Genomic DNA, 24324 nt, shown 5'->3' on the forward strand with positions numbered 1-24324 from the left:
AAGGCGCAGCCCTACTGGTTGCGCGCTGCGTTGCACGCTATATTGATTCCATTTCCTCTCTATTCACCGCCTGATGACCACCTCCACCAAATCGGAAACCGCCGCCAAAAAAGACGTCACCAAACTCCAGCGCGCCATCGTCGATGGCCTGGAGGACGTCAAGGCGCAAGACATCCAGGTCTTCAACACCGAGCATCTCTCGCCGCTGTTTGAACGGGTGATCGTGGCATCGGGCACCTCCAACCGCCAGACCAAGGCCTTGGCTGCCAGCGTGCGCGACGCGGTGAAAGAAGCGGGCTTCACCAAGCCGCGCATCGAAGGCGAAGACAACGGCGAATGGATCATCGTGGACTGTGGCGCCGCCGTTGCGCACATCATGCAGCCCGCCATCCGCCAGTACTACCGTCTGGAAGAGCTGTGGGGCGACACGCCAGTGCGTCTGAAGCTGGGCGCCGCCAAGCCGGTTTCCAGTGCCGCCACCGAATTGGCCGAAAAGAAGTCGGCCCAGAAGGCTGCCAAGTCCGACGCTAAGGCTGCAGGCAAGGCGCCCGCCAAAAAGGCAGCCGCACCAGCGGTGCCGGCCCGGTCGGGCAAGGCCACGGTCAAGGCCGTAGCTAAAACAGCTGCCAAGTCCGCTGCCGCACCTGCTAAATCTGCTGCGAAACCTGCAGCCAAGACAACAGCAAAAGCACCTGCCAAAGCCATCACCAAGGCCCCAGCCAAGACCCCCGCAAAAAGCAGCAGTGCCAAGGCCGCGCCGGCCAAGGCGCCCGCAAAGCCAACCACTGCCGCCAAGAAGCCCGCAGCCACCAAGGCACCGATCAAGACCGTGGTCGTCAAGCCATCGGCCCCCCGCAGCAAGACCGCTGCTGCCGCCAAGACCGGTGCCAAGCCCGCCGCTACTCGCGGCGGCGCAGCTGCCAAGCCCGCAACCAAGAGGGCGCCAGGCCGCAAGTGATTGCTGCCTCGGCCCATCGACGACCCACCGTACCCGCGCACCGCGCCTGAGTTTCCATGAAGCTGCTGATCGTGGCCGTGGGCCAGCGCGTGCCCGACTGGGCGCAGACGGCGTACGACGACTACGCCAAGCGGTTTCCGCCGGAGCTCAAAGTCGAACTCAAAGCCGTCAAGACCGAACCGCGCGGCTCCAAGACGCTGGAGACGCTGTATGCCGCCGAGCGCGAGCGCATTGAAGCCGCCATCCCCCGGGGCACGCGCGTGGTGGCGCTGGACGAGCGCGGCACCAATCTCACCACCAAGGCCCTGGCCGAGCGCCTGAAGGGCTGGCAGCTGGGGGGCGACGATGTGGCCCTGGTCATCGGCGGCCCTGACGGGCTGGACCCGGCCTTTCGCCAGGGTGCGCACGAGCGCATACGCCTCTCGGACCTGACTTTGCCGCACGCCATGGTGCGGGTGCTGCTCATCGAGCAGCTGTACCGCGCCTGGTCGGTGAACGCCGGGCACCCCTACCACCGCGAATGAGGCCTGGATCGGGGTGTGGGTGAAGTACTATATTTTTTATAGCTGCTAGCGCTTGATGGATAAGCGTCAGGGAGCCTCTGAACGCATCACCGCGCCGTGTGCATCTGCGGACCCGGGCGGTCTGCGTTGTTGCAAATACTCGCAATAGCACCGGCTATTGCTGCGTTTTGCGCCTAGCAGCCCATCCCGAACCGCAGCGCACACTTGCCGCTCGATGCGTGCAGAGGCTCCCTCAGCCGATTTAGATTCAGAATCCGTTCATGCCCGACTTCATCTACCTTGCTTCCCAAAGCCCGCGCCGGCGCCAGTTGCTCGAGCAACTGGGTGTGCGCCACGAACTGCTGCTGCCCAATGTGGACGGCGACGAGGCCGAAGACGCCGAGGCCATTGAGGTGGTGCTGCCCGGTGAAGCGCCCACGGCCTATGTGGAACGTGTGACCGGCCTCAAGCTCGATGCCGCCGTGGCCCGGCGCGCGCGGCGGGGTTTGCCCGATGCACCGATCCTGTGCTCTGACACCACCGTGGCCCTGGGCCGCACGATCTACGGCAAGCCCGATGACGCGCCGCATGCCGTGCGCATGCTGGCCGAACTGGCGGGGCATGAGCACCGCGTGCTCACTGCCGTGGCGTTGCAGGTGGGCGGCAAACGGCTGGCGGCACTGTCGGTGTCACGCGTGACCTTTGCCCCCATGACACCCGCGCAGATCGACGCCTATGTAGCCACGGGCGAGCCACTGGGCAAGGCCGGGGCCTATGGCATCCAGGGGCGGGCGGCGGCGTATGTGGAGCACCTGGCGGGCAGCTATTCGGGCATCATGGGGCTGCCCATGTACGAGACTGCGCAACTGCTGCGCGCTTCGGGCTTTGCCATCTAAGCGACGCTAACAAAAGACAACAACAACGCCATGCAACAAGACATCCTGATCAACTGGTCCCCCCAGGAAACCCGGGTGGCCGTGGTGGAGCACGGCGCCGTGCAGGAGCTGCACATCGAGCGCACGCTGGAGCGCGGCCTGGTGGGCAATGTTTACCTGGGCAAGGTCTCGCGGGTGCTGCCCGGCATGCAGTCGGCCTTCATCGACATCGGCCTGGAGCGCGCGGCCTTTTTGCATGTGGCCGATGTGTGGCAGCGCCAGCCCGATGGCGAGCCGCCCGCATTCGCCCGCAAGAACGAGCCGCAGGTGCCGATTGAAAAGCAGGTGTTCGAAGGCCAGTCGCTCATGGTGCAGGTCATCAAGGACCCGATTGGCACCAAGGGCGCGCGCCTTTCCACACAGATCAGCGTGGCCGGGCGCCTGCTGGTGTTTTTGCCGCAGGACGACCATGTGGGCGTGTCGCAGAAGATTCCGCCCGCAGAGCGCGATGCGCTGCGTGCGCGCCTGCAGGCGCTGGTGGGCGACAAATCCACGGGCGGTGGCGGCGGGTTCATCCTGCGCACCAATGGCGAAGACTCTACCGACGAAGAACTGGCCGAAGACATCGCCTACCTGCGCAAGACCTGGGCGCGCATCAAGGAGGCATCGCTCAAGCTGCCGGCCATGTCGCTGCTGCACCAGGACCTGGACCTGCTGCAGCGCGTGCTGCGCGACCTGGTGGGCGACCACACGCAGACCATCCGGCTCGACTCGATGGAGCAGTTCCAGCGGCTGCGGGCGTTTGGCGTGGAGTTCATGCCCGCCGCCGCCGGCAAGCTGCAGCACTACAAGGGCGAACGTCCGATTTTTGACCTGTACTCCATTGACGAAGAAGTGGCCAAGGCCCTGGGGCGCCGCGTCGATCTGAAGTCGGGCGGTTACCTAATCGTGGACCAGACCGAGGCGCTCACCACCATCGACGTGAACACCGGCGGCTATGTGGGCGCCCGCAATTTCGACGACACCATCTTCAAGACCAACCTCGAGGCCGCGCAAGCCATTGCGCGCCAGCTGCGCCTGCGGAACCTGGGCGGCATCATCATCGTGGACTTCATCGACATGGTGCGCGACGACCACCAGCAGGCCGTGCTGGCGGAGTTCAAAAAACAGCTCGCCCGCGACCGCGTGAAGACCATGGCGGGTGGCTTCTCGCAGCTGGGGCTGGTGGAAATGACGCGCAAGCGCACCCGCGAATCCCTGGCCCACATGCTGTGCGAACCCTGCGAGGCCTGCCAGGGCAAGGGCAGCGTCAAGACCGCGCGCAGCGTGTGCTACGACGTCCTGCGCGAGATCCTGCGCGAAGCGCGCCAGTTCAACCCGCGCGAATTCCGGGTGGTGGCGTCGGCACGGGTGGTGGAGCTGTTTCTGGACGAAGAGAGCCAGCACCTCGCGGGGCTGTCGGACTTCATAGGCAAGCCGATCTCGCTACAGGCCGAGAGTGCGATGGGGCAGGAGCAGTACGACATCGTGCTGCTCTAGCGCCCCGGCGCCCTCGCGGCCGGGGCGCAGCATCAGCTCTCGATCTGCATCGCAGGGCGTGCCTGCACCCGCGCCAGCCAGTCCTTCACGTGCGGGTGCGCATTCACCGGCGCGCCCAAGTACACGCTGTAGCCCAGCACCGACCCCACCACCAGGTCCACCAGCGAGTAGTCGGCCCCCAGCATCCAGGGCTGCTTGGCCAGACGCGCGTCCAGCACCGCCAGCAAATCGTTCAGGCCTGCTGTGGCCGCCTGTGCATGCACGGCGCTGCGCAGCGACTCCTCGCCCTGTGTGGCCACGTGCAGGCGCACCAGCACCGCGCCGTAGGTCACATACGACCAGGCACACCACGACAGGGCCTGCAGCGCCTCGGGCGTGCCCGCTGCGGGCCACAGCCCGCGTTCAATGCCAAAGCGATGGCCCAGCCACAGGTGGATGGCCAGGGTCTCGAACATGGGGGCACCGTCCACGGTCAGGGTGGGGACCTTGCCGTTGGGGTTGAGGGCCAGGTACTCCGGGCGGTGCTGTTCGCCGGTGCGGATGTCGACCTTCACGCGTTCGTGGGGCACACCCAGTTCGACAAGGGCGCAGGCGATAGGGCTGGCGCTGGACATGGGGTGCCAGTAGAGGACGATGGACATAAAAAGCTCCTTGGGGTTGTGGAAAAAAAGGTGGTGCCACTGTAAGAATCATTGCGGACAGTTTTGGCCCTCAATGCGCAGTACAGTCACGCCATGCTCACGTCATCCACCCGCCTGTTGCGGCTGCTTTCCTTGTTGCAGACGCGCAACCACTGGATGGGGCCGGAACTGGCCGAGCGCCTGGAGGTGCATCCGCGCACCCTGCGGCGGGACATCGACCGCCTGCGCCAGCTGGGCTACCCCGTGCATGCCAGCAGCGGTGTGGCGGGTGGCTACGCCTTCCGGGCCGGGCAGGCGCTGCCGCCCTTGCTGCTGGACGACGGCGAGGCCCTGGCCGTGTCGATTGCGCTGCGCACCGCCACAGCGGGTGCGGTGGGCGGCATTGAAGAACCGGCGCTGCGGGCGCTGGTCAAGCTGGAGCAGGCCATGCCCGCACGGCTGCGGCAGCAGGTGGACGCACTGCGCTCCACCATCCTGCCCATGGACCGTGTCGGGCCGGTAGTGGATGCCTCGCTGCTGGCCACACTCGCATCGGCCTGCCGAGACCAGCTGCGCCTGGCGTTCACCTACGGCGACAGCCGGGGCCGCAGCGCTGAACGCAGCGTGGAACCCCAGGGCCTGGCCCATACCGGCCACCGCTGGTACCTGGTGGCGTGGGACCGGGTGCGGGAGGACTGGCGCACCTTCCGCATAGACCGCATCGTGGGGGTGCCCACGGTGGGCGCCCATTTCGCGCCCCGGGTGTCACCGGACGGTGGGGATTTGAAGGCGTATGTTTCACGCTCGCTGGCGGTGGCCCCTTATGCGGAGCAGGCGCGCATTGTGTTGCATGCGCCGTTGTCAGAAGCGGTGCACCGCATTCCCCCGTCGGTCGGTGTCCTCAAGGCCTTGGATGCCGAGCGCTGTGTGCTGGAATGCGGCGCCCATTCGCTCGATACGCTGGTGTATTGGCTGGTGGTGTTGGACCTGGATTTTGAGGTGCTGGCCCCACAGGCGTTGAAGGACCGGCTGAAGGCGATTGGCGAGCGGGCCCTGCGCTGCGCACCCTGAGAGAAAACAGGTCTTTCAGGCCTACGGCACAAACCGATAGCCGATTCCCGCCTCGGTCACCAGGTGCCGGGGCATGGAGGCATTGAGTTCCACCTTCTTGCGCAGGTTGGCCAGGTGCACGCGCACGTAGTGGGTGTCCTCCGCGTGGCCCGGCCCCCACACGGCCTTGAGCAGTTGCTGGTGGGTGATCACGCGGTCGGGCTGGGACGCCAGGTGCGTGAGCAGCTTGTATTCGATGGGCGTGAGGTGCAGGGCCTCGCTGCCATGCCCTTCCGTGTGGCGCTCCACGGTGCGGCGGGCCAGGTCCACGGTGATGTCGCCGAACTGGATCACGGGTGTTGCCTCTGCGCTGGAGAGCCGCTGGCTGCGGCGCAGCTGCGCGCGCACGCGGGCCATCAGTTCGCCCGAACCAAAGGGCTTGACCAGGTAGTCGTCAGCCCCCGCGTCCAGCGCCGCGATCTTGCTGGCCTCCGCGCTGCGGGCCGAGAGCACGATGATGGGCATGGCCGACCAGGTGCGCAGGTCGCGGATCAAATCGACGCCATCCCCATCGGGCAGGCCCAGGTCCAGCACCACCAGGTCGGGGCGGCGCGTGCCAGCCTCGATCAGGCCGCGCTGCAGGGTCGCGGCCTCGTGCACGGTGTGGCCTTCGGTCTCCAGCGTCAGTCGCACAAAGCGGCGGATATCGGCTTCGTCTTCGACGATGAGGATGTGGGTGGGCAGATCGATCATGGCATGGATGCTAGGGTGTCATTCCGTTTCCAAATCATCCGTGTCGTTGTTGCTTCGCCTTGCCGTGCTACAGCACTGTCTGCGGCTTCGCGCCTAGACACGAATGATTTGGAAACGGAATCAGGCGTAGGCATCATCGCCCAGGTCGGTGGGCGGCGTGCCGCGTGGCAGCAGCAGCGTAAAGCGCGCACCTGTAGGCTGGCCCTGCGCGTTGTGGATCGTATCGCCCCGGATGCTGCCACCATGCGCCTCTACGATGGCGCGGCAGATGGCCAGGCCCAGGCCGACGCCGGGCGTGGCGCTTTCGCGAGCGCCACGTTCGAATTTTTCAAACAGCAACTCTTCGCGGCCTTTGGGCAGGCCCGGGCCTTCGTCGGTGATGGTCAGGGCCACCGCGTCGCTTTGGGGCTGCGCGCTGATGTGGATGGTGGTGTCTGCGGGGGTGTACTTGGCGGCGTTTTCCAGCAGGTTGACCAGCACCCGCTCCATCAGCACGGCATCGATCTGCAGCAGCGGCAGGTCGTCGGGCAGAGTCACTTCGACCCGGTGCGCAGCGATGGCGGGGGCACTGGCGGCCAGGGCACTGCCCACCACTTCTTCCAGCGGCTGCCAGGCTTTGTTGAGTTGTACGGCCCCAGCCTCCAGTCGGGCCATGTCCAGCAGGTTGTTGACCAGTGCGCTCATGCGCTGGGCGGATTGCTGGATGGCGCCGGTCAGCTCCTGCTGGTGCGCGGGCAGGGGCGGTTGCACCATGGCCAGCGATTCGGCCAGGCCGACCAGCGAAGCCAGCGGCGTGCGCAGGTCGTGCGAGATGGCCGAGAGCAGCGAGTTGCGCAGCCGCTCGGACTCGATCTGTACGGTGCTCTTTTGCGCCACGTCGATGTAGTGGATGCGTTCGAGCGAAATGGCGAGCAGCGAGGCGCAGGTCTGCAGCAGGCGGCGCGGTTCTACGCCCGGCACCTGGCCTTGCGGCATCGCCACCACCAGCACGCCACGGATGCGCATCGGCGCCTTGAGCGGCAGCACCAGCGTGGGGCTGGAGTGCAAGGTGTCCGTGCCCCGGCCTGCGGGCTCGCCGCGCTCAAATGCCCATTGCGCCACGGCCATGTCCACGGGGGCGGTGCCTCCGAGCAGAACCTGCAGGCGGTTGTCATCGTCGGCCACCACCAGCGTGCTGCCTGCGCTGAACTCCCCCGTGATGAAACGTGCGCCAATCTCGGCCACCTGTTCGGGCAGCAGGGCGGCAGACAGGTCCCGTGCCATGTCGTACAGGCTGCGCACGCGGTGTTCGCGGTCGGTGGCGGCCTCGGCCTGCACCTTGAGCCCGGCGGTGAGCTGGCCCACCACCAGGGCCACCACCAGCATCACGGCGAAGGTGACGACGTACTGCGCGTCGCTCACCGCAAAGTTGAAGCGGGGCGGCACAAAGAAGAAATCAAAGAACCCCACGCCCAGGAACGCCGCCATGATGGCCGGGCCGCGACCAAAACGCAGCGCCACACCCACCACCACCAGCAAAAACAGCATGACGATGTTGGTCAGCTCCAGCACGTTGGCCAGCGGGGTGGCCACGACGGCGGCAATGCAGCAGGCCAGGGCTGCGGCGATGTAGCCGGGCCAGAAGGGCGGGCGCGTGGCGGACGGGGTGGTGCTAGCGATGGGCTTGGCGTTGTCTGCCGGGGTTGTGCTGCCTGTTCGGCCCACCAGCGTGCCGACCTGCAGCAGGTCGAGGTCGCTCGCGAGTTGGCCGACCTGCTCCGCCAGTGTGGCTTGCCACGGCCAGCGGCGCGTGCTGCGGCCCATCACCACGCGCACCAGGTTGTGTTCGCGCGCATAGCGCACCAGGGCCTGGGCGGGCTGCGCGGCAGGCAGCACGGCGCAGGCGGTGGCGCCCAGTTGCTGGGCGATCTTCAGCGTGCGCTCCACCTGCGGGTGCAGGGTGGCCGACTGGCCTTGCTGCTCGGGCGTTTCCACATGCACGGCGTGCCATGGCAGGTCGAGCTGGGCGGCCAGGCGGGCGCAGCTGCGCACCACTTTTTCGGCGTTGTCGCCCGTGCTCACGCAGGCCAGCAGGGCCTCTCGGTTGGGCCACACGGCCTCTGGCGTGGTGGTGCTGGCGCGGCGGTAGGCGCGCATTTCGTCGTCCACCCGGTCGGCGGTGCGGCGCAGGGCCAGCTCACGCAGGGCCAGCAGGTTGCCTTTGCGGAAAAAGTGGGTGGCAGCACGCTCGGCCTGCTGGGGCAGGTAGACCTTGCCGGCTTTGAGGCGCGCCAGCAGCTCGTCGGGCGGCAGGTCGACCACCACCACCTCATCGGCTGCGTCAAAAAACTGGTCGGGCACCGTCTCCCACACGCGGATGCCGGTGATGCCGCTCACGATGTCGTTCAGGCTCTCCAGGTGCTGCACGTTCATGGTGGACCACACGTCGATGCCTGCAGCCAGCAGCTCTTCAGCGTCTTGCCAGCGCTTGGGGTGGCGCGACCCAGCCACATTGCTGTGGGCCAGTTCGTCCAGCAGCACCAGGCCCTCTGGGTGCGCAGCGCCCCAGGCCAGGGCGGCGTCCAGGTCAAACTCGGGCAGGGTGCGGTCTTTGTAGGGCCGGGCGCGCAGCGGCAGGCGCGGCAGGTGCGCGGTCAGCGCCTCGGTGTCGGCGCGGCCATGCGTCTCGACCACGCCAATGGTGACGGGCAGGCCCGGCACTTGCGCTGCCCGGGCGGCAGACAGCATGGCAAAGGTCTTGCCCACCCCCGCACAGGCGCCAAAAAACACCTTGAGTCGCCCGCGCTGCTGCTGGGCCTGCTCTTGCTGGATGCGCTGCAGCAGCGCGTCGGGGTCGGGGCGATCCTGCATGGGCACAGTGTATCCACCAAATATGAGTCAAATCGGCATCTGGCGCTTGTCTATTAAGCGCAGACAGCTACTGTTTTGGTAGCGATTCGAGTGCGAGGTTCAAGGCCAGTACATTCACACGCGGCTCGCCCAGCAGGCCCAACCAGGGGTTGTTGGTGTGCTGCTGCACCAGGGCTTGCACTTGCGCCAGGGGCAGGCCCCTGGCTCGGGCCACGCGCTCTGCCTGGTAGTCGGCGGCTGCCGGGCTGATGTGGGGGTCCAGCCCGCTGGCCGATGTAGTGACCAAGTCCACGGGCACGGGGCGGGTGTTGCCGGGGTCGGCGGCGCGCAGGGCGTCGATGCGTGCCTTCACGGCTTCGGCCAGCGCCGGGTTGGTGGGGCCCAGGTTGGAGCCACCCGAGGCCGATGCGTTGTACGGCATGGGTGCCGTGGCCGAAGGGCGGCCCCAGAAGTGGCCGGGCTCGGTGAACGACTGGCCGATCAGCTCCGAGCCCACCGCCTTGCCACCTTGCGTGATGAGGCTGCCGTTGGCTTGGTGCGGGAAGGCCGTTTGTGCCACGCCGGTCACGGCCAGCGGGTAGAGCAGGCCGGTGACGATGGACAGCACGACAAACAGCGTGAGGGCAGGGCGCAGCAGGCCGCCTGGGCTGGCGGGCACGTCGTCGCGGGGGATACGGATAGGCATACGATTTTCCTTTCAATGAAATTCCGGGAGCTGCGCATCAGACTGGCGCTGCTCAGGCGAGGGGACACCGAGCAAGGGCCGCCCCGCAGCGAAGCGAGAGGAGGGGGAAGGCGCGAAGCGACACAGGGGGAGGTCCTGGTTCAGATCAACCCGGCTGCCGCGAACACCATGTCAATCAACTTGATGCCAATGAACGGCACCACCATGCCCCCCAGCCCATAGATAGCCAGGTTGCGGCGCAGCAGCGCGGCGGCACCCACGGCGCGGTAGGCCACGCCCTTCAAGGCCAGCGGGATCAGGAAGATGATGATCAGCGCGTTGAACACCACGGCAGACAGGATGGCCGACGAGGGGCTCGCCAGGTGCATGAAGTTCAGCGCCGACAGCTGCGGGTAGGTGGTGACGAACGCCGCCGGGATGATCGCGAAGTACTTGGCGATGTCGTTGGCAATGCTGAACGTGGTGAGTGAGCCGCGCGTCATCAGCATCTGCTTGCCGGTCTCCACGATCTCGATGAGCTTGGTGGGGTTGCTGTCCAGGTCCACCATGTTGCCGGCCTCCTTGGCGGCCTGGGTGCCGGTGTTCATGGCCACGGCCACGTCGGCCTGGGCGAGGGCGGGCGCGTCGTTGGTGCCGTCGCCGGTCATGGCCACCAGCTGGCCTGCGGCCTGGTAGCTGCGGATGAGCTGCAGCTTGGCCTCGGGCGTGGCCTCGGCCAGGAAGTCGTCCACACCCGCTTCGGCCGCGATGGCGGCGGCCGTCAGGCGGTTGTCGCCCGTCACCATCACGGTCTTGATGCCCATGCGGCGCAGCTCGGCAAAGCGCTCCTTGATGCCGCCCTTGACCACGTCTTTGAGCTCCACCACGCCCAGCACGTGGGCGCCATCGGCCACCACCAGCGGGGTGCTGCCGCGGCGCGATACATCGTCCACCGCCGTCTGCACGGCGGTAGGAAAGCGCCCGCCCAGTGCCTCCACATGCTTGCGGATGGCATCGGCTGCACCCTTGCGCAGCAAGCGCGGGCCGGGTAGGTCCACCCCGCTCATGCGCGTTTGGGCAGTGAACGGCACAAACACGGCCTGCAGGCTGGAGAGGTCGCGCTCGCGCAGGTTGAACTTGTGCTTGGCCAGCACCACGATGCTGCGGCCCTCGGGCGTTTCGTCGGCCAGCGATGCGAGCTGTGCGGCATCAGCCAATGCGGCATCGGTCACGCCGGGGGCAGACACGAACTGGCTGGCCTGCCGGTTGCCCAGGGTGATGGTGCCTGTCTTGTCCAGCAGCAGCACGTCCACATCGCCCGCAGCCTCCACCGCGCGGCCCGAGGTGGCGATCACATTGGCCTGCATCATGCGGCTCATGCCCGCCACGCCAATCGCACTGAGCAAGCCTGCAATGGTGGTGGGGATCAGGCACACCAGCAGGGCCACCAGCACCACCAGGCTCACAGGCTTGCCCGCGCCGCTGGCCTGCACGCTGAACATCGAAAAGGGCAGCAGCGTGACCACCACGCCCAGGAACACGATGGTCAGCGCCACCAGCAGGATGGTCAGTGCAATCTCGTTGGGCGTCTTGTGGCGCTTGGCGTTTTCCACCATGGCGATCATGCGGTCCACAAAGGTCTCGCCAGGGTTCACGGCCACGCGCACCACGATCCAGTCCGACAGCACGCGGGTGCCGCCGGTGACGGCCGAGAAGTCGCCGCCCGATTCGCGGATCACGGGGGCCGACTCGCCCGTGATGGCGCTCTCGTCCACCGAGGCCACGCCATCGATCACCTCGCCGTCGGCAGGGATGGTGTCGCCCGCCTCAATCAACACCACGTCGCCCTTGCGCAGGTTGTCGGCCTCCAGCGGCAGCCAGGTCATGGCGGTGCGTGGGGTGGCCCGGTCAAACTGACCATCGAGTTTCTTGGCCCAGGTCTGCTTCTTCAGGCCGCGCAGCGAGGCCGCCTGGGCCTTGCTGCGGCCTTCGGCCATGGCCTCGGCAAAGTTGGCAAACAGCACGGTGAACCACAGCCACAGCGCCACGGCAGCGGTGAAGCCCTCGGGTTTGCTGGCGGCCAGCGCGGTGGTGAAGGCGCTGCCCACGTACACCACAAACATCACCGGGTTGCGCCATTGCACGCGCGGGTCCAGCTTCTTGAAAGCCTCCAGCAGCGCGGGGCGCACCAGGGCAGGGTCGAACAGGGTCAATGTCTTGCGAGTCATCACAATCTCCCAGCCATTTCTTAACGGGGTGTGAGCACGAGATGCTCTACCACCGGGCCCAGCGCGAGGGCGGGCACATAGTTCAGCAACCCCACCAGCAGCACCACGCCCGCCAGCAGCGCCACAAACAGCGGGCCGTGGGTGGGCAAGGTGCCATCGGTGGCGGTGGCGCGCTTCTTGGCGGCGAGGGACCCAGCCATGGCCAGCACGGGCACGATCACGCCGAAGCGGCCCAGCCACATAGCCACGGCCAGCAGCACGTTGTAGAAGGGGGTGTTGGCCGACAGGCCAGCGAAGGCGCTGCCGTTGTTGTTGGCGGCGGAAGACAGCGCATACAGCACCTGGCTGAAGCCGTGCGCGCCAGGGTTGGAGAGGCCTGCGCGGCCCGCCTCGCTCATCACCGCCACGGCCGTGCCCAGCAGCACCAGCAGGGGCGTAACGAGGATGGCGATGGCAACGAGCTTCATCTCATGCGTCTCGATCTTCTTGCCCAGGTACTCGGGTGTGCGGCCAATCATCAGCCCGGCAATGAACACCGCCATGATGGCGAACACCAGCATGCCGTACAGGCCCGAGCCCACGCCGCCAAACACCACCTCGCCCATCTGCATCAGCACCAGGGGGACCATGCCGCCCAGCGGGGTGAAGCTGTCGTGCATGGCAATCACTGCGCCGCAGCTGGCGGCCGTGGTGATGACGGCGAATAGCGCCGAGGTGGCGATGCCAAAGCGCGTCTCTTTGCCTTCCATGTTGCCGCCTGCCTGCAGGGCGCTGGCAGCCTGGTCCACACCCAGCGATGCCAGCAGCGGGTTGCCTTGCTGCTCGAAGGCGGTGGCTGCTACTACTGCGACCACGAAGAGCAGGCTCATCGTGGCCAGAATCGTCCAGCCCTGGCGCTCATCGCCCACCATGCGGCCAAACACCAGGCACAGTGCGGCGGGGATGAGGAAGATCGCCAGCATCTGCAGCAGGTTGCTGGTCGCCGACGGGTTCTCGAACGGGTGGGCGGAGTTGGCGTTGAAGAAGCCGCCTCCATTGGTGCCCAGCATCTTGATGGCCAATTGCGAGGCCACGGGGCCCATGGCCAGCGTTTGCGTGGTTTGTGTAGCGGGCTCGGTGACCGGGACGCCCTGGGCGTCCAGCACGGGCTGGCCTGCGCCATCGAGCTTGGGGGCGTCGTAGTGCACAGGCTCCAGCGTCTGCACCTCGGTGTAAGGCGACAGGTTCTGAATCACGCCCTGGCCTGCAAACGCCACGGCCAGCACCAGCGACAGGGGCAGCAGCACCCACAGCGTGGCACGGGTCAGGTCGGCCCACACGTTGCCGATGCTCTGCGCTGAATGCCGCGCAAACCCGCGCACCAGCGCAATGACGACGACCAGGCCTGTCGCGGCAGACAGGAAGTTTTGCACCGTCAGCGCCAGCATCTGCGTGAGGTAGCTCATGGTGCTTTCGCCGCCATAGCCTTGCCAGTTGGTGTTGGTGACAAAACTGATGGCGGTGTTGAAGGCCGAGTCCGGTGCCACTGCAGGCATGCCCTGCGGGTTCAGCGGCAGCACGGCCTGCCAGCGCTGCAGCGCATACACCGCCAGCACGCCCAGGCCGTTGAACACCAGCAGCCCCAGCGCGTAGCGCAGCCAGCCGGTTTCTTCATCGGGCCGCACGCCCGCGAGACGGAACAGCGGCCCCTCAAGCCGCCGCACCAGCGCAAAGCGGCCGGCCATCACGGCGTCGATAGTGCGTGCCAGCGGCCACGCCAGCGCCAGCAGCAGGGCCAAAAAAACTGCCAGTTGCAGCCAGGCACCGGTGCTCATGAAAAGTCCTCCGGCCGCAGCAGCACGGCGACCAGGTACACCAAGAGGGCCGCAGCCAGTACGGCCGCCAGAATCATCCAGCCGCTGGTCATGACCGCCCCCCTTGCGCTTGGCGCTGCAGCAGTGCGCAGCCCTGGGTCAGCCCGTAGACGGCCAGCCAGAGCAGGCCTCCCGCCGCCAAAAAAATCCAGTCCATATCGTCCTCCTTGAGACATGGACCGATGCTAGGAACCACCGTATCAAGATGAGCGCAAGAGTGCGGGGCGGGGTATCAAGAACGCATCAAGACGCGCAGGCACCAGGGCCGGGCCAACAGAAAGGGGGTGCTGGGAGTTGCTATTGAATTTATAGCTACTAGCGCTTATCAATAAAGCGCTAGAGGCCATTTTTATCCATATTTTTCTCTGAACTGACCACTGGCCTGCTGGTTTTGCGCTGGCGCCTGGTGTCTTTGCGGCTGCGCACCTTGCCGAGGTGCGGCACGCGCTGAGATCTGCCCCTGTCCATCGCGCGTCACGAGAGCGCATATGCCGGCCTGGAGCACAGACGCTCGCAAGCTGCGATCATCCCCATCCTGCATTCGCTTCTTTCCTCCATGACCCAGGCCACTCCGCTCCGTCCCAGCGCTTCCAGTCCGCTCGATTCGCTGGTCCCTCTGCTTTTTGTGGCGCTCTGGAGCACGGGCTTTATCGGCGCCAAGCTGGGGCTGCCGTATGTGGAGCCGCTGACTTTTCTTGCGCTGCGGTTTGCCATCGTCATCGTGCTCATGCTCGCGGTAGTGGCCGTGGCGCGTGCACCCTGGCCGCTATCGGGCAGGGCCTGGTTGCACATCGGGGTGTCGGGCCTGCTGGTGCACGGCGTGTACCTGGGCGGGGTGTTCATCGCCATCGGCCACGGGCTGCCGTCGGGCATCACGGCGCTGGTGGTGGGGCTGCAGCCACTGCTAACCGCTTTGGTGGCGGGTGCCCTGCTCGGTGAAAAGGTGCGGGCCGCGCAGTGGGCGGGCCTGGCCCTGGGCTTTACGGGTGTGGCGCTGGTAGTGGCCGGCAAGGTGGCTACCGTGCCTGCGGGTGCTTTGTGGGGCATGCTGTTGCCCGCTGTGGTCGCGCTGCTGGGCATCACCGCTGGCACGCTGTACCAGAAGCGGTTTTGTCCCTCGTTCGACTTGCGAACCGGCTCGGTGATCCAGTACCTGCCCTGTGCCGCCGCCATGGCCGTGGTCGCCTACGCCACCGAATCCATGGCCATATCGTGGACCGGAGAGTTTGTGTTTGCGCTGGGCTGGCTCGTGTTGGTACTGTCGCTGGGCGCCGTGAGCCTGCTGAACCTGCTCATCCGCCGGGGCGGGGCAGTGAACGTGGCCAGCCTGTTTTACCTAACCCCGCCCACCACCGCGCTGATCGCCTGGGCGATGTTTGGCGAGACGCTCAGCGGCTGGGCGCTGGTGGGGATGGCGCTGGCGGCTGCAGGTGTGTGGCTGGCAAGGCAGACACGGTAGGGCCTTCAAAGGCCCTGTGGATCACAGCGTGCGCAGCCGCTCCAGTGCGGCACGCAGCGTTTCGTCTTTCTTGGCGAAGCAGAACCTCACCACACGCTGGTCAAACCCGTCACCATAAAACGCCGACAACGGAATCGCCGCCACGCCCACCTCGCGGGTAAGCCACTGGCAGAAATCGGCCTCGTTCAAATCGCTGATGGCCGAGATATCCACGCACTGGAAGTAGCTGCCGGTGCTGGGCAGCAGCTTGAAGCGCGAGCCCGCAAGGCCCTGGCGGAACAGGTCGCGCTTGGCTTGGTAGAACGCGGGCAGCTGCAGGTAGGGCGTGGGGTCTTGCAGGTAGGCGGCCAGGCCGTGCTGCATGGGCGTGTTCACCGTGAATACGTTGAACTGGTGCACCTTGCGGAACTCGGCCGTCAGTGCTGCGGGCGCGGCCACGGTGCCCACCTTCCAGCCCGTGACGTGGAAGGTCTTGCCAAAGCTCGACACGATGAAGGTGCGCGCGGCCAGCCCCGGAAAGCGCGCGGCGCTCTGGTGCTCGGCACCGTCGAACACCATGTGCTCATACACCTCGTCGCTGATGAGCAGGATGTCGGTGGGGGCCAGCAGGTCTTCGAGCTGGCGCATTTCCTCGGCCGTCCAGATGGTGGCGCTGGGGTTGTGCGGGCTGTTGATGAGGATGGCGCGGGTGCGCGGCGTGATCGCGGCGCTGATCTTGGCGAAGTCGGGGCGGAAGGTGCCGGGCGTGAGTGGAACGCGTACGGCTTTGCCACCGGCCAGCTCGATGTTGGGCACGTAGCTGTCGTAGCAGGGGTCGAGCACGATCACCTCGTCGCCCGGGTGCACGATGGCCAGGATGGCGGTGATGATGGCCTGCGTGGCGCCGGCCGTGACGGTGATCTCGGTGTTGGGGTGGTAGGCCCGGTCGTGCAGCGCTTCGATCTTGTGGGCTACGGCCTCGCGCAGCGCGGGGATGCCGGGCATGGGCGGGTACTGGTTGTGGCCGGCCTGCATGGCGGCGGTGACGGCGTTCACCAGCTCGGGGGCGCATTCAAAGTCCGGGAAGCCCTGGCCCAGGTTGACGGCCTGGTGCTCGGTGGCCAGGGCCGACATCACCGTGAAGATGGTGGTGCCTACATTGGGCAGTTTGCTGGGGAAGGCGGGTGTGCGTGCGGTGGCAGCAATGGAGGCGGCGTTAGCTTGGGTCATGGCGCAACAACGTGGAAATCAGGGTGTTCTGCAATCAGCTGGATGGTGGAGCGGTCACAACTCGTAGTCGTTGACGTGCCCGGTCATGGCGCGGGCGATGAGGTCGCGGCTCAGGCGGTCGCTCAGCAGTTCGGCAAACTTGTAGACGAAGTTGCGCAGGTAGGCGCTGCGCTTGAAAGCAACACGGGCCACGCTCTGGCCGAAGAGGTGCCCCACGGGGCGCACGGCCAGGTCGCCCACCGGGTCGTCGCGCATTGCCATTTCGGCCACGATGCCGATGCCCAGGCCCAGGCGCACATAGGTCTTGATCACGTCGGAGTCGATGGCTTCGAGCACGATGCGCGGCTGCAGCTTGCGGGCGGCAAAGGCCTGGTCGATCTTGCCCCGGCCGGTGAAGGAGGGGTGGTAGGTAATGAGCGCCTCATGTGCGAGGTCATCAAGGCCGATACGTTCCTTTTGCGCCAGCGGGTGGTCGTTGGGCACTACCAGCACGTGCTGCCATTCGTAGCAGGGCAGGGTCACGAGTTCAGGGTAGTCAGCCAGCGATTCGGTGGCCATGCCGATTTCTGCCACTTCATCGATCACCATGCGTGCCACCTCGTGCGGCGTGGCCTGGTGCAGGCTGATGTTGACCTTGGGGTAGGCCTCGCGCAGCCGGGCTACGGGCACGGGCAGCACATACCGGGCCTGGGTGTGGGTGGTGGCGATGCTGAGGGTGCCGCTGTCTTGCGCGCTGAACTGTTCGCCAATGCGCTTCAAGTTACCGACCTCGCGCATGATGACTTCGATGCTTTTGAGCACATGCTGGCCGGGCTCGGTGATGCGCTTGAGGCGTTTGCCGTGGCGGGCAAAAATGTCCACGCCCAGTTCTTCTTCCAGCTCGATGATGGCTTTGGAGACGCCCGGCTGCGACGTATGCAGGGCCTTGGCGGCTTCGGTCAGGTTGAGGTTGCGGCGTGCGGCCTCTTGAACGAAGCGAAATTGGTGCAAGTTCATATCTGATATCGCCTAAAGGGTTGCATCATTATGCTGCAAGCATCTAAGGGATTTCGACAGAACCGTCAATTTTGAGGGGGCTCGCAGGCAATTTCTGCCATCAGGGCGGTCATGCGCGGGTCTTCGCCGATGGCGGTCTGCACATGGAACTGAACGTCGGGGTGGGTGGCACGCAGTTCCTGCACCAGCAGGGGCAGGTCTTCACGGGCATGTTTGCCAGTGCCCAGGAACATGGGCACCACCGTGACTTGGGTGGCGCCTTGGGCTGCGAGCTGGCGGGTGGCGTCAGCCAGTGAGGGGGCGCACAGCTCCAGGTAGGCGCAAAGGACCGGCCGACCGGGCTGTTGCGCTGCGATGCGCGCCGCAACGGCCTCCAGCGGCACGCGCCAGAGTGGATCACGAGAGCCGTGTGCGAACAAAATGATAGCTGCTTGCGCTTGCTGCATAAGCGGTAGAGGCCAAAAAGGCTTAAAAAATTTTTACCGGCGGAGCACCAGCCAGCCAAACGCCGCCAGCGACAGCACCGAATAGATGAGCCCTGGCGCTGCAGCGGTGAGCCAGGGCGACCAGTTCTGCAGATTGCCTGCGTAGCCAAACACGTTGTTCAGCAGGAAGAAGCTGATGCCCGCCATGACCCCGCCAAACACATAGCCCGCAATGCCGCCCGAGCGGAAATGCAGGTAGGCAAAGGGCAGGGCCAGCACCACCATCACCAGGCAACTGAGCGGGTAAAACACCTTGCGCCAGAACTCTATCTCATACCGCTGGGCGGACTGGCCATTGGCGTCGAGGTGGCGGATGTACTGGAACAGATCAATGGTGGCCATGCGGTCCGGCTTGAGCAGCGAGGCGGCCACCATGTCGGCGCTGATGCGGGTGGGCCATTGCAGGGTGGGGGCGTCCAGGTGCTCCACACGCGCCTCGTCGCTGCCGCGTTGTTCAAACCGGCTGCGCTTTACATTCTCCAGGTTCCATGCCCCTTCTGACCCAAACTGGCCTGTCGCAGCACGCGTCTGCGATGCCAGCCGGCCCTTGGCATCGAATTCAAAGATGCGCACGTCCAGCATGCCGCCATTGGGCGTAAGGGCGCGCACGTTCACGGCATAGGAGTGATCGTCCTGGCGTTCCTTGAGCCAGGCACCGGTGGCGCCCGTGGTCAGGCGCCCCAGGTATCGCACCTTGACCAGCTGGGCCGTGCGGTCTGTGAGCGGTGCAATGTAGTCGCCGACCGCGAAGGTCAGCAGCACAAAAAAACTGCCCAGTGCCACCAGGGTGCGCAACGCGCGCCAGGGGCCCATGCCGCTGGTGCGCATGATGGTGAACTCGGAGCTTTGGGCGAGCCGCGCCATCACGAAGATGGTGCCGATAAGCACGGTAATGGGCAGCAGCTCGTACAGGTGGCTGGGAATGCTCAGCACCACGAACAGGAACGCGTGCGAGAGCTGGTAACCCTCGGCGCCGGTGCGGCCCACCCAGCGCAGTTCGTCCACCAGGTCGAAAAAGAAGAACAGCGCCAGAAATCCGGCGGTGACAAAGGCGACGGCAAACAGGGCTTCGCGGTGGATCAGGCGGCGGATGGTTTTCATGCAGGGCTCCTGGTCGGCCTGGGCTGCCAGAGTCGCCGCACGGTCCAGTGGTTGTGGCGCGCAGCCAGGATCAGCAGCGACATCGTCAGCATGCCGCCATGCAGCAGCACCATGAAGCTCACCAGGCCCAGCCGGCCCGCGCCCACCCAGCTTTGCCCCAGCGTCATGAGGTTGTAGTACACGATGAAGGCAAAAAGCGCGAAGACCAGGCTGGTGCTGCGTGCAGCGCGCGGGTTGACGCTGGCCACGGCCAGGCCCAGCACCACAAAGTTGATGGCGGCCAGCGCCAGCCCCAGGCGCCAGCCCAGCTCGGCACGGTAGGCGGGCAAGGGTTGCATCAGCAACTCGTGCGTGGCGCGGGTCTTGACGGAGAGTTCTTCCGCCGAGCCTGCGGGTGCGGAGCCAATGCGGGTGCCGTATTCGACGAACTCGCTGATCTTGACGCCGGGCTTGTCGCGTGAGGTCTCCAGCCGCTGGCCTTCGCTCAGCACCGCCATGCGTTCGCCGCCCCGTGTCTCGAGCCGGGCGCTGCGTGCAGAGGTCACGGATTCGCGGGCGCCGTCGGTGGCGGCGATGAAGATGTTGTTGCCGGCTTGCGTGTCAGGGCTGTCCTTGTCAATGAAGAACACCCGGCTGCCGTTGGAGGATTCCTGGAATTCGCCGGGCGCGATGCGATCGATGTCGCTGCGCTGTTCATAGCGCGTCTTGAGTTCCTGGATCTGGGAGTTGGCCCAGGGCCAGACCAGCAGCGACAGCACGGCAATGATCACCATCACGGGCCAGGCAAAGCGAAGCAGCGGCCGCAGCAGGCTGATGAGGCCACGGCCACTGGCAAACCAGATGACCATTTCACTGTCGCGGTACATGCGCGACAGCGTGCCAACCACGGCGATGAAGAGGCTCAGGCTCAGGATGGTGGGCAACTGCCCAAGGACGGTGAAGCCCATGACCAGCATCACATCGGAAGGGCTCACGCTGCCCTTGGATGCCTGTCCCAGGGTGCGGATGAGCATCATGGTCATGACCACGGTCACCAGCACCACGAGCGTCGCGCCGAAGCTGCGCGCCAGCTCCTTGCGGATGGATGAATCGAATAACATTGGTGAAGAGCGCGCTATGCACTTTTGCGTGCATGTCAAAGTGCATAGCACGCTCAAAAGGAAAACACCGATTATGAACTTTGATCTCAAGACCCTTGACCTTGCTGCGGCAGCTTCGGAAAAATGCGACCTGTTGGTCGTTCTGCTGCCTGAGGGCTTCAAGCCTGGCAAGGATGCACTGTCTGCCCTGGCGGCGTTGGCGCTCAAGAACGGAGATCTGGCCACCAAGGCGGGCAAGCACCTGCAGCTGTACCAGGTGCCTGCCGTTGCCGCCCGTCGCGTGGTGCTGGTGGGCCTGGGCGACGGGTCTGCCCGCGCCACGCGCCAGGCGCTGCAGGCGGTTGGCGGTGCCATCAAGGCGCCGCAAACCAAGCGGGTGGTGCTGTGTTTTGCTGGCGTCGTGCAAGCCGCATCCGTCAGCGCCGCTGTACAAGCTGTGGCCGAAGTGAGCTATGTCTACACCACCACAAAGACCAAGGTCGAAGCGCGCAGCTTGAGCCGCTGCGTGGTGGGGGTCCATAGCGCACCGGATGTGCGCGAAGACTTCGACGCTGGTGTGGCCCTGGTGGCTGGGGTGGAGTTTGCACGTGAATGGGGCAATCGCCCTGCCAACCACGCTACCCCCAGCCTGCTCGCCGATGCGGCCAAGACCCTGGCCAAGCTGCCCCGTATCCAGTGCAAGGTGCATGGCCCGGCCGAAGTGGCCCGGTTGGGCATGGGCGCCTTCCTTGCCGTGGCACGGGGTTCCGAGGAACCCCTGCGATTCATTGAATTGCGCTACAACGGCGCGGCCAAGGAGCAGGCGCCGATCGTGCTGGTGGGCAAGGGCATTACCTTCGACACCGGGGGCATCTCGATCAAGCCTGCCCCGGAGATGGACGAAATGAAGTTCGACATGTGCGGTGCTGCCAGCGTGCTGGGAACGTTCCGCGCATTGGGCGAGCTGCAGCCCTCTGTCAATGTGGTGGGGCTGATCCCCGCCTGCGAGAACATGCCCGATGGCCGTGCCGTCAAGCCGGGTGACGTGGTCACCAGCATGAGCGGGCAGACCATCGAAATCCTGAACACCGACGCCGAAGGCCGCCTGGTGTTGTGCGACGCGCTCACCTACGCCGCCCGCTTCAAGCCTGCCGCCGTGGTGGACATTGCCACGTTGACCGGCGCCTGCGTGATTGCGCTGGGTGGCGTGCGCAGTGGGCTGTTTGCCAATAATGATCCCCTTGCATCAGCGCTGCAGGAGGCTGGCGAGTCTGCGCAAGACCCTTGCTGGCGCATGCCGCTGGACGACGACTATGCCGACGGTCTCAAGAGCAATTTCGCGGACATGGGCAATGTGGCCGGGCGTGCGGGGGGCTCCATTACTGCCGCAAAGTTCCTGCAAAAGTATGTGGGTGACCTGCCATGGGCGCACCTGGATATTGCCGGCACGGCCTGGAAGGGGGGTGCCGCCAAGGGAGCCACGGGGCGGCCCGTGGGACTTCTTGTGCACTATCTTCTGGGGCAGGCCAGTGCCAAGCCGGTTTCCAAGCCTGCGGCGGCAAAACGCTCCGTGCGCACCAAGGCTGCCTGAGCGCACGATGACCGAGGTTGCGTTTCACTTCAATGCGCCGGACAAGCTGGCCTATGCATGCCGCTTCGCCCGCAAGGTGCAGCGCAGCGGGGCCCGGCTGGTGATTGCGGCGCCGCCCGACACGCTGGCGGTGCTGGATCGCATGCTCTGGGCCCTGGCACCGCAGGACTTTGTGGCCCATTGCCTGGGCGATGCCGATGAAGAACTGGTCCACGCGTCGCCGGTGTTGCTGACTGCCGATGCGCGGTCTGCCCCGCACCACGAAGTGCTGCTGAACCTGCATACGGAAGTGCCCGAAGGATTTGGCCGGTTTGACCGACTGGTGGAGGTGGTGAGTGCACAGGATGAAGTGGATCGTGGCGAGGCCCGGGCGCGCTGGCGCCACTATGCATCGCGCGGCTACGCCATCACCCGCCACGACCTTGTGCTGAAAGCTGGCTGATGGCACTGCCTCCTTCCAAAACCCCTCCACGTTTTATTCCCACCCTCACCGAAGTGGTGCAGGTGCCGGACTCCGTGCCCCTGCAGCCTGCAACGGGCGCACCATTGCGCACGACGGTCATGTCTCCGTCCGCCTTGTCGAGTGCGCGGCCCCTTGCAACAGCGTCGCAGCCGGCGGCCCGTCCATTGAGTCCGCCATTGCCCAGTGCCCGTCCGCCTGCTGTGGTCGCCCCACGGCCTGCAGCTGCTCCCGTGCCTGTGCACGCAGCGTCCCCTGCTGTGGCTCAACGGGCACCCGCTGCGGCGGTTGTGGCGGCGCCTGCGCCTCTTATGGCTCCCTTCGCCGCCGTGGCTGCAAAACCGGTGTTGACGCGGCCCCTGCCTGAAGGCATGGAGGAGTACATGGTGCACCGGGTCATGCAGCGGGTGGATGTTGTGCTGGATCAACGTTTGCGCGAAGCAATCGCCACGGTGGTGCAGGAGCAGACACGATCGGTGCTGCCGCGGCTGCGTGAAGAGATTGAATCCGTGGTCCGGCACGCTGTGTACGAGGCGGTGGCGGATGAGTTGGCCAGTGGCGCACCCTCTGTGCCAAAGGGATGACAGGGTATTCCCCTGTGGTTTCTCTCGCGTTTAATCGTGTTCCCTAATGATCTGGCCCGTAAATTGCGATATGTTCGCCTGCGTTGAGACACAAGAAGATTCTCAGCGTTTATCTTTACTGGAGATTTGATATGCAATTGAAGTTGAAACTGACCGTGGTTGCTGCTATCGCGGCTGTTGCTGGTGTGGCCTCTGCACAAGAGCAGGTGGTCAAGATCGGCCATGTGGCTCCGGTTTCTGGCGCCCAAGCCCACTACGGCAAGGACAACGAAAATGGCGCCCGCATGGCCATTGAAGAGCTGAATGCTCAAGGTGTCACCATCGGCGGCAAGAAGATCAAGTTCGAACTTCAAGCCGAAGACGACGCTGCCGATCCAAAGCAGGGCACGGCCGCTGCACAAAAGCTGTGCGACTCCAAGGTCGCTGGCGTTGTCGGCCACCTCAACTCCGGTACCACCATTCCTGCTTCCAAGGTCTACAACGACTGCGGCATTCCAATGGTGACGGGCGCTGCAACCAACCCCAACCTGACCAAGCCTGGCTACAAGACCACGTTCCGTATCATCGCCAACGACAACGCGCTGGGCGCTGGTCTGGCGTTCTACGCAGTGGATACGCTCAAGCTGAAGACCGTTGCCATCATCGATGACCGTACCGCTTACGGCCAAGGTGTGGCAGACGTGTTCAAGAAGACCGCTGTTGCCAAGGGCATGAAGGTGGTGGACGAGCAGTTCACGACCGACAAGGCCACTGACTTCATGGCCATCCTGACCGCGATCAAGTCCAAGAACCCCGATGCCGTGTTCTACGGTGGTATGGACCCTCAAGCCGGTCCTATGCTGCGCCAGATGGAACAGCTGGGCATGGGCAATGTGAAGTACTTTGGTGGTGACGGCGTCTGCACGTCTGAAATCGCCAAGCTGGCTGCCGGTGCCAAGACCCTGGCTAACGTGATCTGTGCCGAAGGCGGTTCCTCGCTGGCCAAGATGCCTGGCGGTACCGCCTGGAAGGCCAAGTACGATGCCAAGTACCCGAACCAGTTCCAGGTGTACAGCCCTTACACCTACGATGCCACGTTCCTGCTGGTTGACGCCATGAAGCGCGCCAACTCGGTGGACCCCAAGGTGTATGTGAACGAACTGGCCAAGGCGAACTTCAAGGGTGTGACCTCTGCCATCGCCTTCGAACCTAACGGCGAAATGAAGAACCCCTCGATCACGCTGTACGTCTACAAGGACGGCAAGAAGACCCCTCTGTAATTGGAGTGGTCCCACCCTGCAAGGCACTCTGTGCCTTGCAGGGGCCAAAACAAAAGGGCTTCCTTCGGGAAGCCCTTTTTGCTTGTGGAAGTGTCACTTGTCTGTAGCTATTCAGTTTGTTGGCGCAGCACTCCGAACCGGGAATGCATCGAAGAACAGACTGAACGAGAGGGGATCACCAAAGCGCAAAGCGCAACCGAGACGACTC

General features: G+C 65.3%; 22 protein-coding genes. 10 read left to right on the plus strand and 12 right to left on the minus strand.

The annotated features are described in order from the left end of the window. Positions 1-73 precede the first annotated feature (73 nt). From rsfS to rng, 4 genes are all read left to right on the plus strand, one after another. Positions 74-958, plus strand: coding sequence for a ribosome silencing factor (gene rsfS, locus ARADN35_RS0102805; RefSeq protein WP_010458751.1), 885 nt, complete (start codon positions 74-76; stop codon positions 956-958). Positions 959-1014: 56 nt separating this feature from the next. Beyond that, a complete protein-coding gene (gene rlmH / locus ARADN35_RS0102810) occupies positions 1015-1482 on the plus strand; it encodes a 23S rRNA (pseudouridine(1915)-N(3))-methyltransferase RlmH (protein WP_010458753.1) in 468 nt (155 codons plus the stop codon). A gap of 260 nt (positions 1483-1742) precedes the next feature. After that, complete coding sequence (locus ARADN35_RS0102815; RefSeq protein WP_010458755.1) at positions 1743-2357, plus strand: Maf family protein; 615 nt, start codon at positions 1743-1745, stop codon at positions 2355-2357. Positions 2358-2387: 30 nt separating this feature from the next. Next, positions 2388-3875 (plus strand): ribonuclease G, encoded by a 1488-nt coding sequence (gene rng / locus ARADN35_RS0102820; protein ID WP_010458757.1) that lies wholly within the window; start codon positions 2388-2390, stop codon positions 3873-3875. 32 nt (positions 3876-3907) lie between these two features. Here rng and ARADN35_RS0102825 read toward each other — a convergent pair whose 3' ends face one another. Beyond that, on the minus strand, positions 3908-4516 hold the full coding sequence (locus ARADN35_RS0102825) for a glutathione S-transferase family protein (RefSeq protein ID WP_010458759.1): 609 nt from the start codon (positions 4514-4516) through the stop codon (positions 3908-3910). 93 nt (positions 4517-4609) lie between these two features. Between ARADN35_RS0102825 and ARADN35_RS0102830 the strand changes: the two genes are divergently transcribed. Next, on the plus strand, positions 4610-5566 hold the full coding sequence (locus tag ARADN35_RS0102830) for a helix-turn-helix transcriptional regulator (protein WP_035198153.1): 957 nt from the start codon (positions 4610-4612) through the stop codon (positions 5564-5566). Between the two features lie 21 nt (positions 5567-5587). Here the strand turns inward: ARADN35_RS0102830 and ARADN35_RS0102835 are convergent, their stop codons facing one another. The 6 genes from ARADN35_RS0102835 to kdpF form a co-directional block, all read right to left on the minus strand. After that, positions 5588-6298, minus strand: coding sequence for a response regulator (locus tag ARADN35_RS0102835; RefSeq protein WP_010458763.1), 711 nt, complete (start codon positions 6296-6298; stop codon positions 5588-5590). 120 nt (positions 6299-6418) lie between these two features. After that, positions 6419-9148 (minus strand): DUF4118 domain-containing protein, encoded by a 2730-nt coding sequence (locus tag ARADN35_RS0102840; protein ID WP_010458765.1) that lies wholly within the window; start codon positions 9146-9148, stop codon positions 6419-6421. Positions 9149-9215: 67 nt separating this feature from the next. After that, entirely contained in the window at positions 9216-9833 is a 618-nt protein-coding gene (gene kdpC, locus ARADN35_RS0102845) for a potassium-transporting ATPase subunit KdpC (RefSeq protein WP_010458768.1), read from the minus strand. Positions 9834-9973: 140 nt separating this feature from the next. After that, positions 9974-12040, minus strand: coding sequence for a potassium-transporting ATPase subunit KdpB (kdpB, locus tag ARADN35_RS0102850; protein ID WP_010458770.1), 2067 nt, complete (start codon positions 12038-12040; stop codon positions 9974-9976). A gap of 20 nt (positions 12041-12060) precedes the next feature. Further along, complete coding sequence (gene kdpA / locus ARADN35_RS0102855) at positions 12061-13854, minus strand: potassium-transporting ATPase subunit KdpA (RefSeq protein WP_010458772.1); 1794 nt, start codon at positions 13852-13854, stop codon at positions 12061-12063. Beyond that, positions 13851-13946 (minus strand): K(+)-transporting ATPase subunit F, encoded by a 96-nt coding sequence (kdpF, locus tag ARADN35_RS0102860; RefSeq protein ID WP_010458774.1) that lies wholly within the window; start codon positions 13944-13946, stop codon positions 13851-13853. Before kdpF ends, kdpA begins: the two co-directional genes overlap by 4 nt. A 503-nt stretch (positions 13947-14449) precedes the next feature. Between kdpF and ARADN35_RS0102870 the strand changes: the two genes are divergently transcribed. Then, complete coding sequence (locus tag ARADN35_RS0102870; protein ID WP_010458778.1) at positions 14450-15352, plus strand: DMT family transporter; 903 nt, start codon at positions 14450-14452, stop codon at positions 15350-15352. 21 nt (positions 15353-15373) lie between these two features. Here ARADN35_RS0102870 and ARADN35_RS0102875 read toward each other — a convergent pair whose 3' ends face one another. The 5 genes from ARADN35_RS0102875 to lptF all read right to left on the minus strand — a co-directional run bounded on the left by ARADN35_RS0102875 (position 15374) and on the right by lptF (position 20243). Beyond that, a complete protein-coding gene (locus ARADN35_RS0102875) occupies positions 15374-16561 on the minus strand; it encodes a pyridoxal phosphate-dependent aminotransferase (RefSeq protein WP_010458781.1) in 1188 nt (395 codons plus the stop codon). A 54-nt stretch (positions 16562-16615) separates the two neighbouring features. Then, positions 16616-17557 (minus strand): CysB family HTH-type transcriptional regulator, encoded by a 942-nt coding sequence (locus tag ARADN35_RS0102880; protein WP_010458783.1) that lies wholly within the window; start codon positions 17555-17557, stop codon positions 16616-16618. 65 nt (positions 17558-17622) lie between these two features. Continuing rightward, on the minus strand, positions 17623-18003 hold the full coding sequence (locus tag ARADN35_RS0102885; protein ID WP_029413043.1) for a sirohydrochlorin chelatase: 381 nt from the start codon (positions 18001-18003) through the stop codon (positions 17623-17625). A gap of 33 nt (positions 18004-18036) precedes the next feature. After that, positions 18037-19143, minus strand: coding sequence for an LPS export ABC transporter permease LptG (lptG, locus tag ARADN35_RS0102890; protein ID WP_010458787.1), 1107 nt, complete (start codon positions 19141-19143; stop codon positions 18037-18039). Continuing rightward, positions 19140-20243, minus strand: coding sequence for an LPS export ABC transporter permease LptF (gene lptF, locus ARADN35_RS0102895; RefSeq protein ID WP_010458789.1), 1104 nt, complete (start codon positions 20241-20243; stop codon positions 19140-19142). The genes lptG and lptF overlap by 4 nt, the downstream gene beginning before the upstream one ends. 73 nt (positions 20244-20316) lie before the next feature. On the opposite strand from lptF, the gene ARADN35_RS0102900 reads away from it, so the two are divergent. The 4 genes from ARADN35_RS0102900 to ARADN35_RS0102915 all read left to right on the plus strand — a co-directional run bounded on the left by ARADN35_RS0102900 (position 20317) and on the right by ARADN35_RS0102915 (position 24116). Continuing rightward, positions 20317-21813, plus strand: coding sequence for a leucyl aminopeptidase (locus tag ARADN35_RS0102900; protein ID WP_010458790.1), 1497 nt, complete (start codon positions 20317-20319; stop codon positions 21811-21813). 7 nt (positions 21814-21820) lie between these two features. After that, complete coding sequence (locus ARADN35_RS0102905; protein WP_010458792.1) at positions 21821-22255, plus strand: DNA polymerase III subunit chi; 435 nt, start codon at positions 21821-21823, stop codon at positions 22253-22255. A gap of 329 nt (positions 22256-22584) precedes the next feature. Beyond that, complete coding sequence (locus ARADN35_RS28455; protein ID WP_225585251.1) at positions 22585-22857, plus strand: hypothetical protein; 273 nt, start codon at positions 22585-22587, stop codon at positions 22855-22857. 131 nt (positions 22858-22988) lie between these two features. After that, complete coding sequence (locus tag ARADN35_RS0102915) at positions 22989-24116, plus strand: branched-chain amino acid ABC transporter substrate-binding protein (protein WP_010458793.1); 1128 nt, start codon at positions 22989-22991, stop codon at positions 24114-24116. The last annotated feature ends 208 nt before the right edge of the window (positions 24117-24324 follow it).

Origin of the sequence: Acidovorax radicis N35 (assembly GCF_000204195.1) — a bacterium.
GTDB classification, from domain to species: Bacteria; Pseudomonadota; Gammaproteobacteria; order Burkholderiales; family Burkholderiaceae_C; genus Acidovorax; species Acidovorax radicis.

Bases quoted from the DNA above. Each gene is read 5' to 3' on its own strand.
- rlmH (WP_010458753.1), top strand. From the start codon at position 1,015: ATGAAGCTGCTGATCGTGGCCGTGGGCCAGCGCGTGCCCGACTGGGCG.
- kdpC (WP_010458768.1), bottom strand. From the start codon at position 9,833: ATGCCTATCCGTATCCCCCGCGACGACGTGCCCGCCAGCCCAGGCGGC.
- ARADN35_RS0102875 (WP_010458781.1), bottom strand. From the start codon at position 16,561: ATGACCCAAGCTAACGCCGCCTCCATTGCTGCCACCGCACGCACACCC.
- ARADN35_RS0102815 (WP_010458755.1), top strand. From the start codon at position 1,743: ATGCCCGACTTCATCTACCTTGCTTCCCAAAGCCCGCGCCGGCGCCAG.
- ARADN35_RS0102830 (WP_035198153.1), top strand. From the start codon at position 4,610: ATGCTCACGTCATCCACCCGCCTGTTGCGGCTGCTTTCCTTGTTGCAG.
- ARADN35_RS28455 (WP_225585251.1), top strand. From the start codon at position 22,585: ATGGCTCCCTTCGCCGCCGTGGCTGCAAAACCGGTGTTGACGCGGCCC.
- kdpA (WP_010458772.1), bottom strand. From the start codon at position 13,854: ATGAGCACCGGTGCCTGGCTGCAACTGGCAGTTTTTTTGGCCCTGCTG.
- ARADN35_RS0102835 (WP_010458763.1), bottom strand. From the start codon at position 6,298: ATGATCGATCTGCCCACCCACATCCTCATCGTCGAAGACGAAGCCGAT.
- lptG (WP_010458787.1), bottom strand. From the start codon at position 19,143: ATGAAAACCATCCGCCGCCTGATCCACCGCGAAGCCCTGTTTGCCGTC.
- ARADN35_RS0102915 (WP_010458793.1), top strand. From the start codon at position 22,989: ATGCAATTGAAGTTGAAACTGACCGTGGTTGCTGCTATCGCGGCTGTT.
- ARADN35_RS0102825 (WP_010458759.1), bottom strand. From the start codon at position 4,516: ATGTCCATCGTCCTCTACTGGCACCCCATGTCCAGCGCCAGCCCTATC.
- ARADN35_RS0102840 (WP_010458765.1), bottom strand. From the start codon at position 9,148: ATGCAGGATCGCCCCGACCCCGACGCGCTGCTGCAGCGCATCCAGCAA.
- ARADN35_RS0102870 (WP_010458778.1), top strand. From the start codon at position 14,450: ATGACCCAGGCCACTCCGCTCCGTCCCAGCGCTTCCAGTCCGCTCGAT.
- kdpB (WP_010458770.1), bottom strand. From the start codon at position 12,040: ATGACTCGCAAGACATTGACCCTGTTCGACCCTGCCCTGGTGCGCCCC.
- ARADN35_RS0102905 (WP_010458792.1), top strand. From the start codon at position 21,821: ATGACCGAGGTTGCGTTTCACTTCAATGCGCCGGACAAGCTGGCCTAT.
- ARADN35_RS0102900 (WP_010458790.1), top strand. From the start codon at position 20,317: ATGAACTTTGATCTCAAGACCCTTGACCTTGCTGCGGCAGCTTCGGAA.
- rng (WP_010458757.1), top strand. From the start codon at position 2,388: ATGCAACAAGACATCCTGATCAACTGGTCCCCCCAGGAAACCCGGGTG.
- lptF (WP_010458789.1), bottom strand. From the start codon at position 20,243: ATGTTATTCGATTCATCCATCCGCAAGGAGCTGGCGCGCAGCTTCGGC.
- ARADN35_RS0102880 (WP_010458783.1), bottom strand. From the start codon at position 17,557: ATGAACTTGCACCAATTTCGCTTCGTTCAAGAGGCCGCACGCCGCAAC.
- ARADN35_RS0102885 (WP_029413043.1), bottom strand. From the start codon at position 18,003: ATGCAGCAAGCGCAAGCAGCTATCATTTTGTTCGCACACGGCTCTCGT.
- rsfS (WP_010458751.1), top strand. From the start codon at position 74: ATGACCACCTCCACCAAATCGGAAACCGCCGCCAAAAAAGACGTCACC.
- kdpF (WP_010458774.1), bottom strand. From the start codon at position 13,946: ATGACCAGCGGCTGGATGATTCTGGCGGCCGTACTGGCTGCGGCCCTC.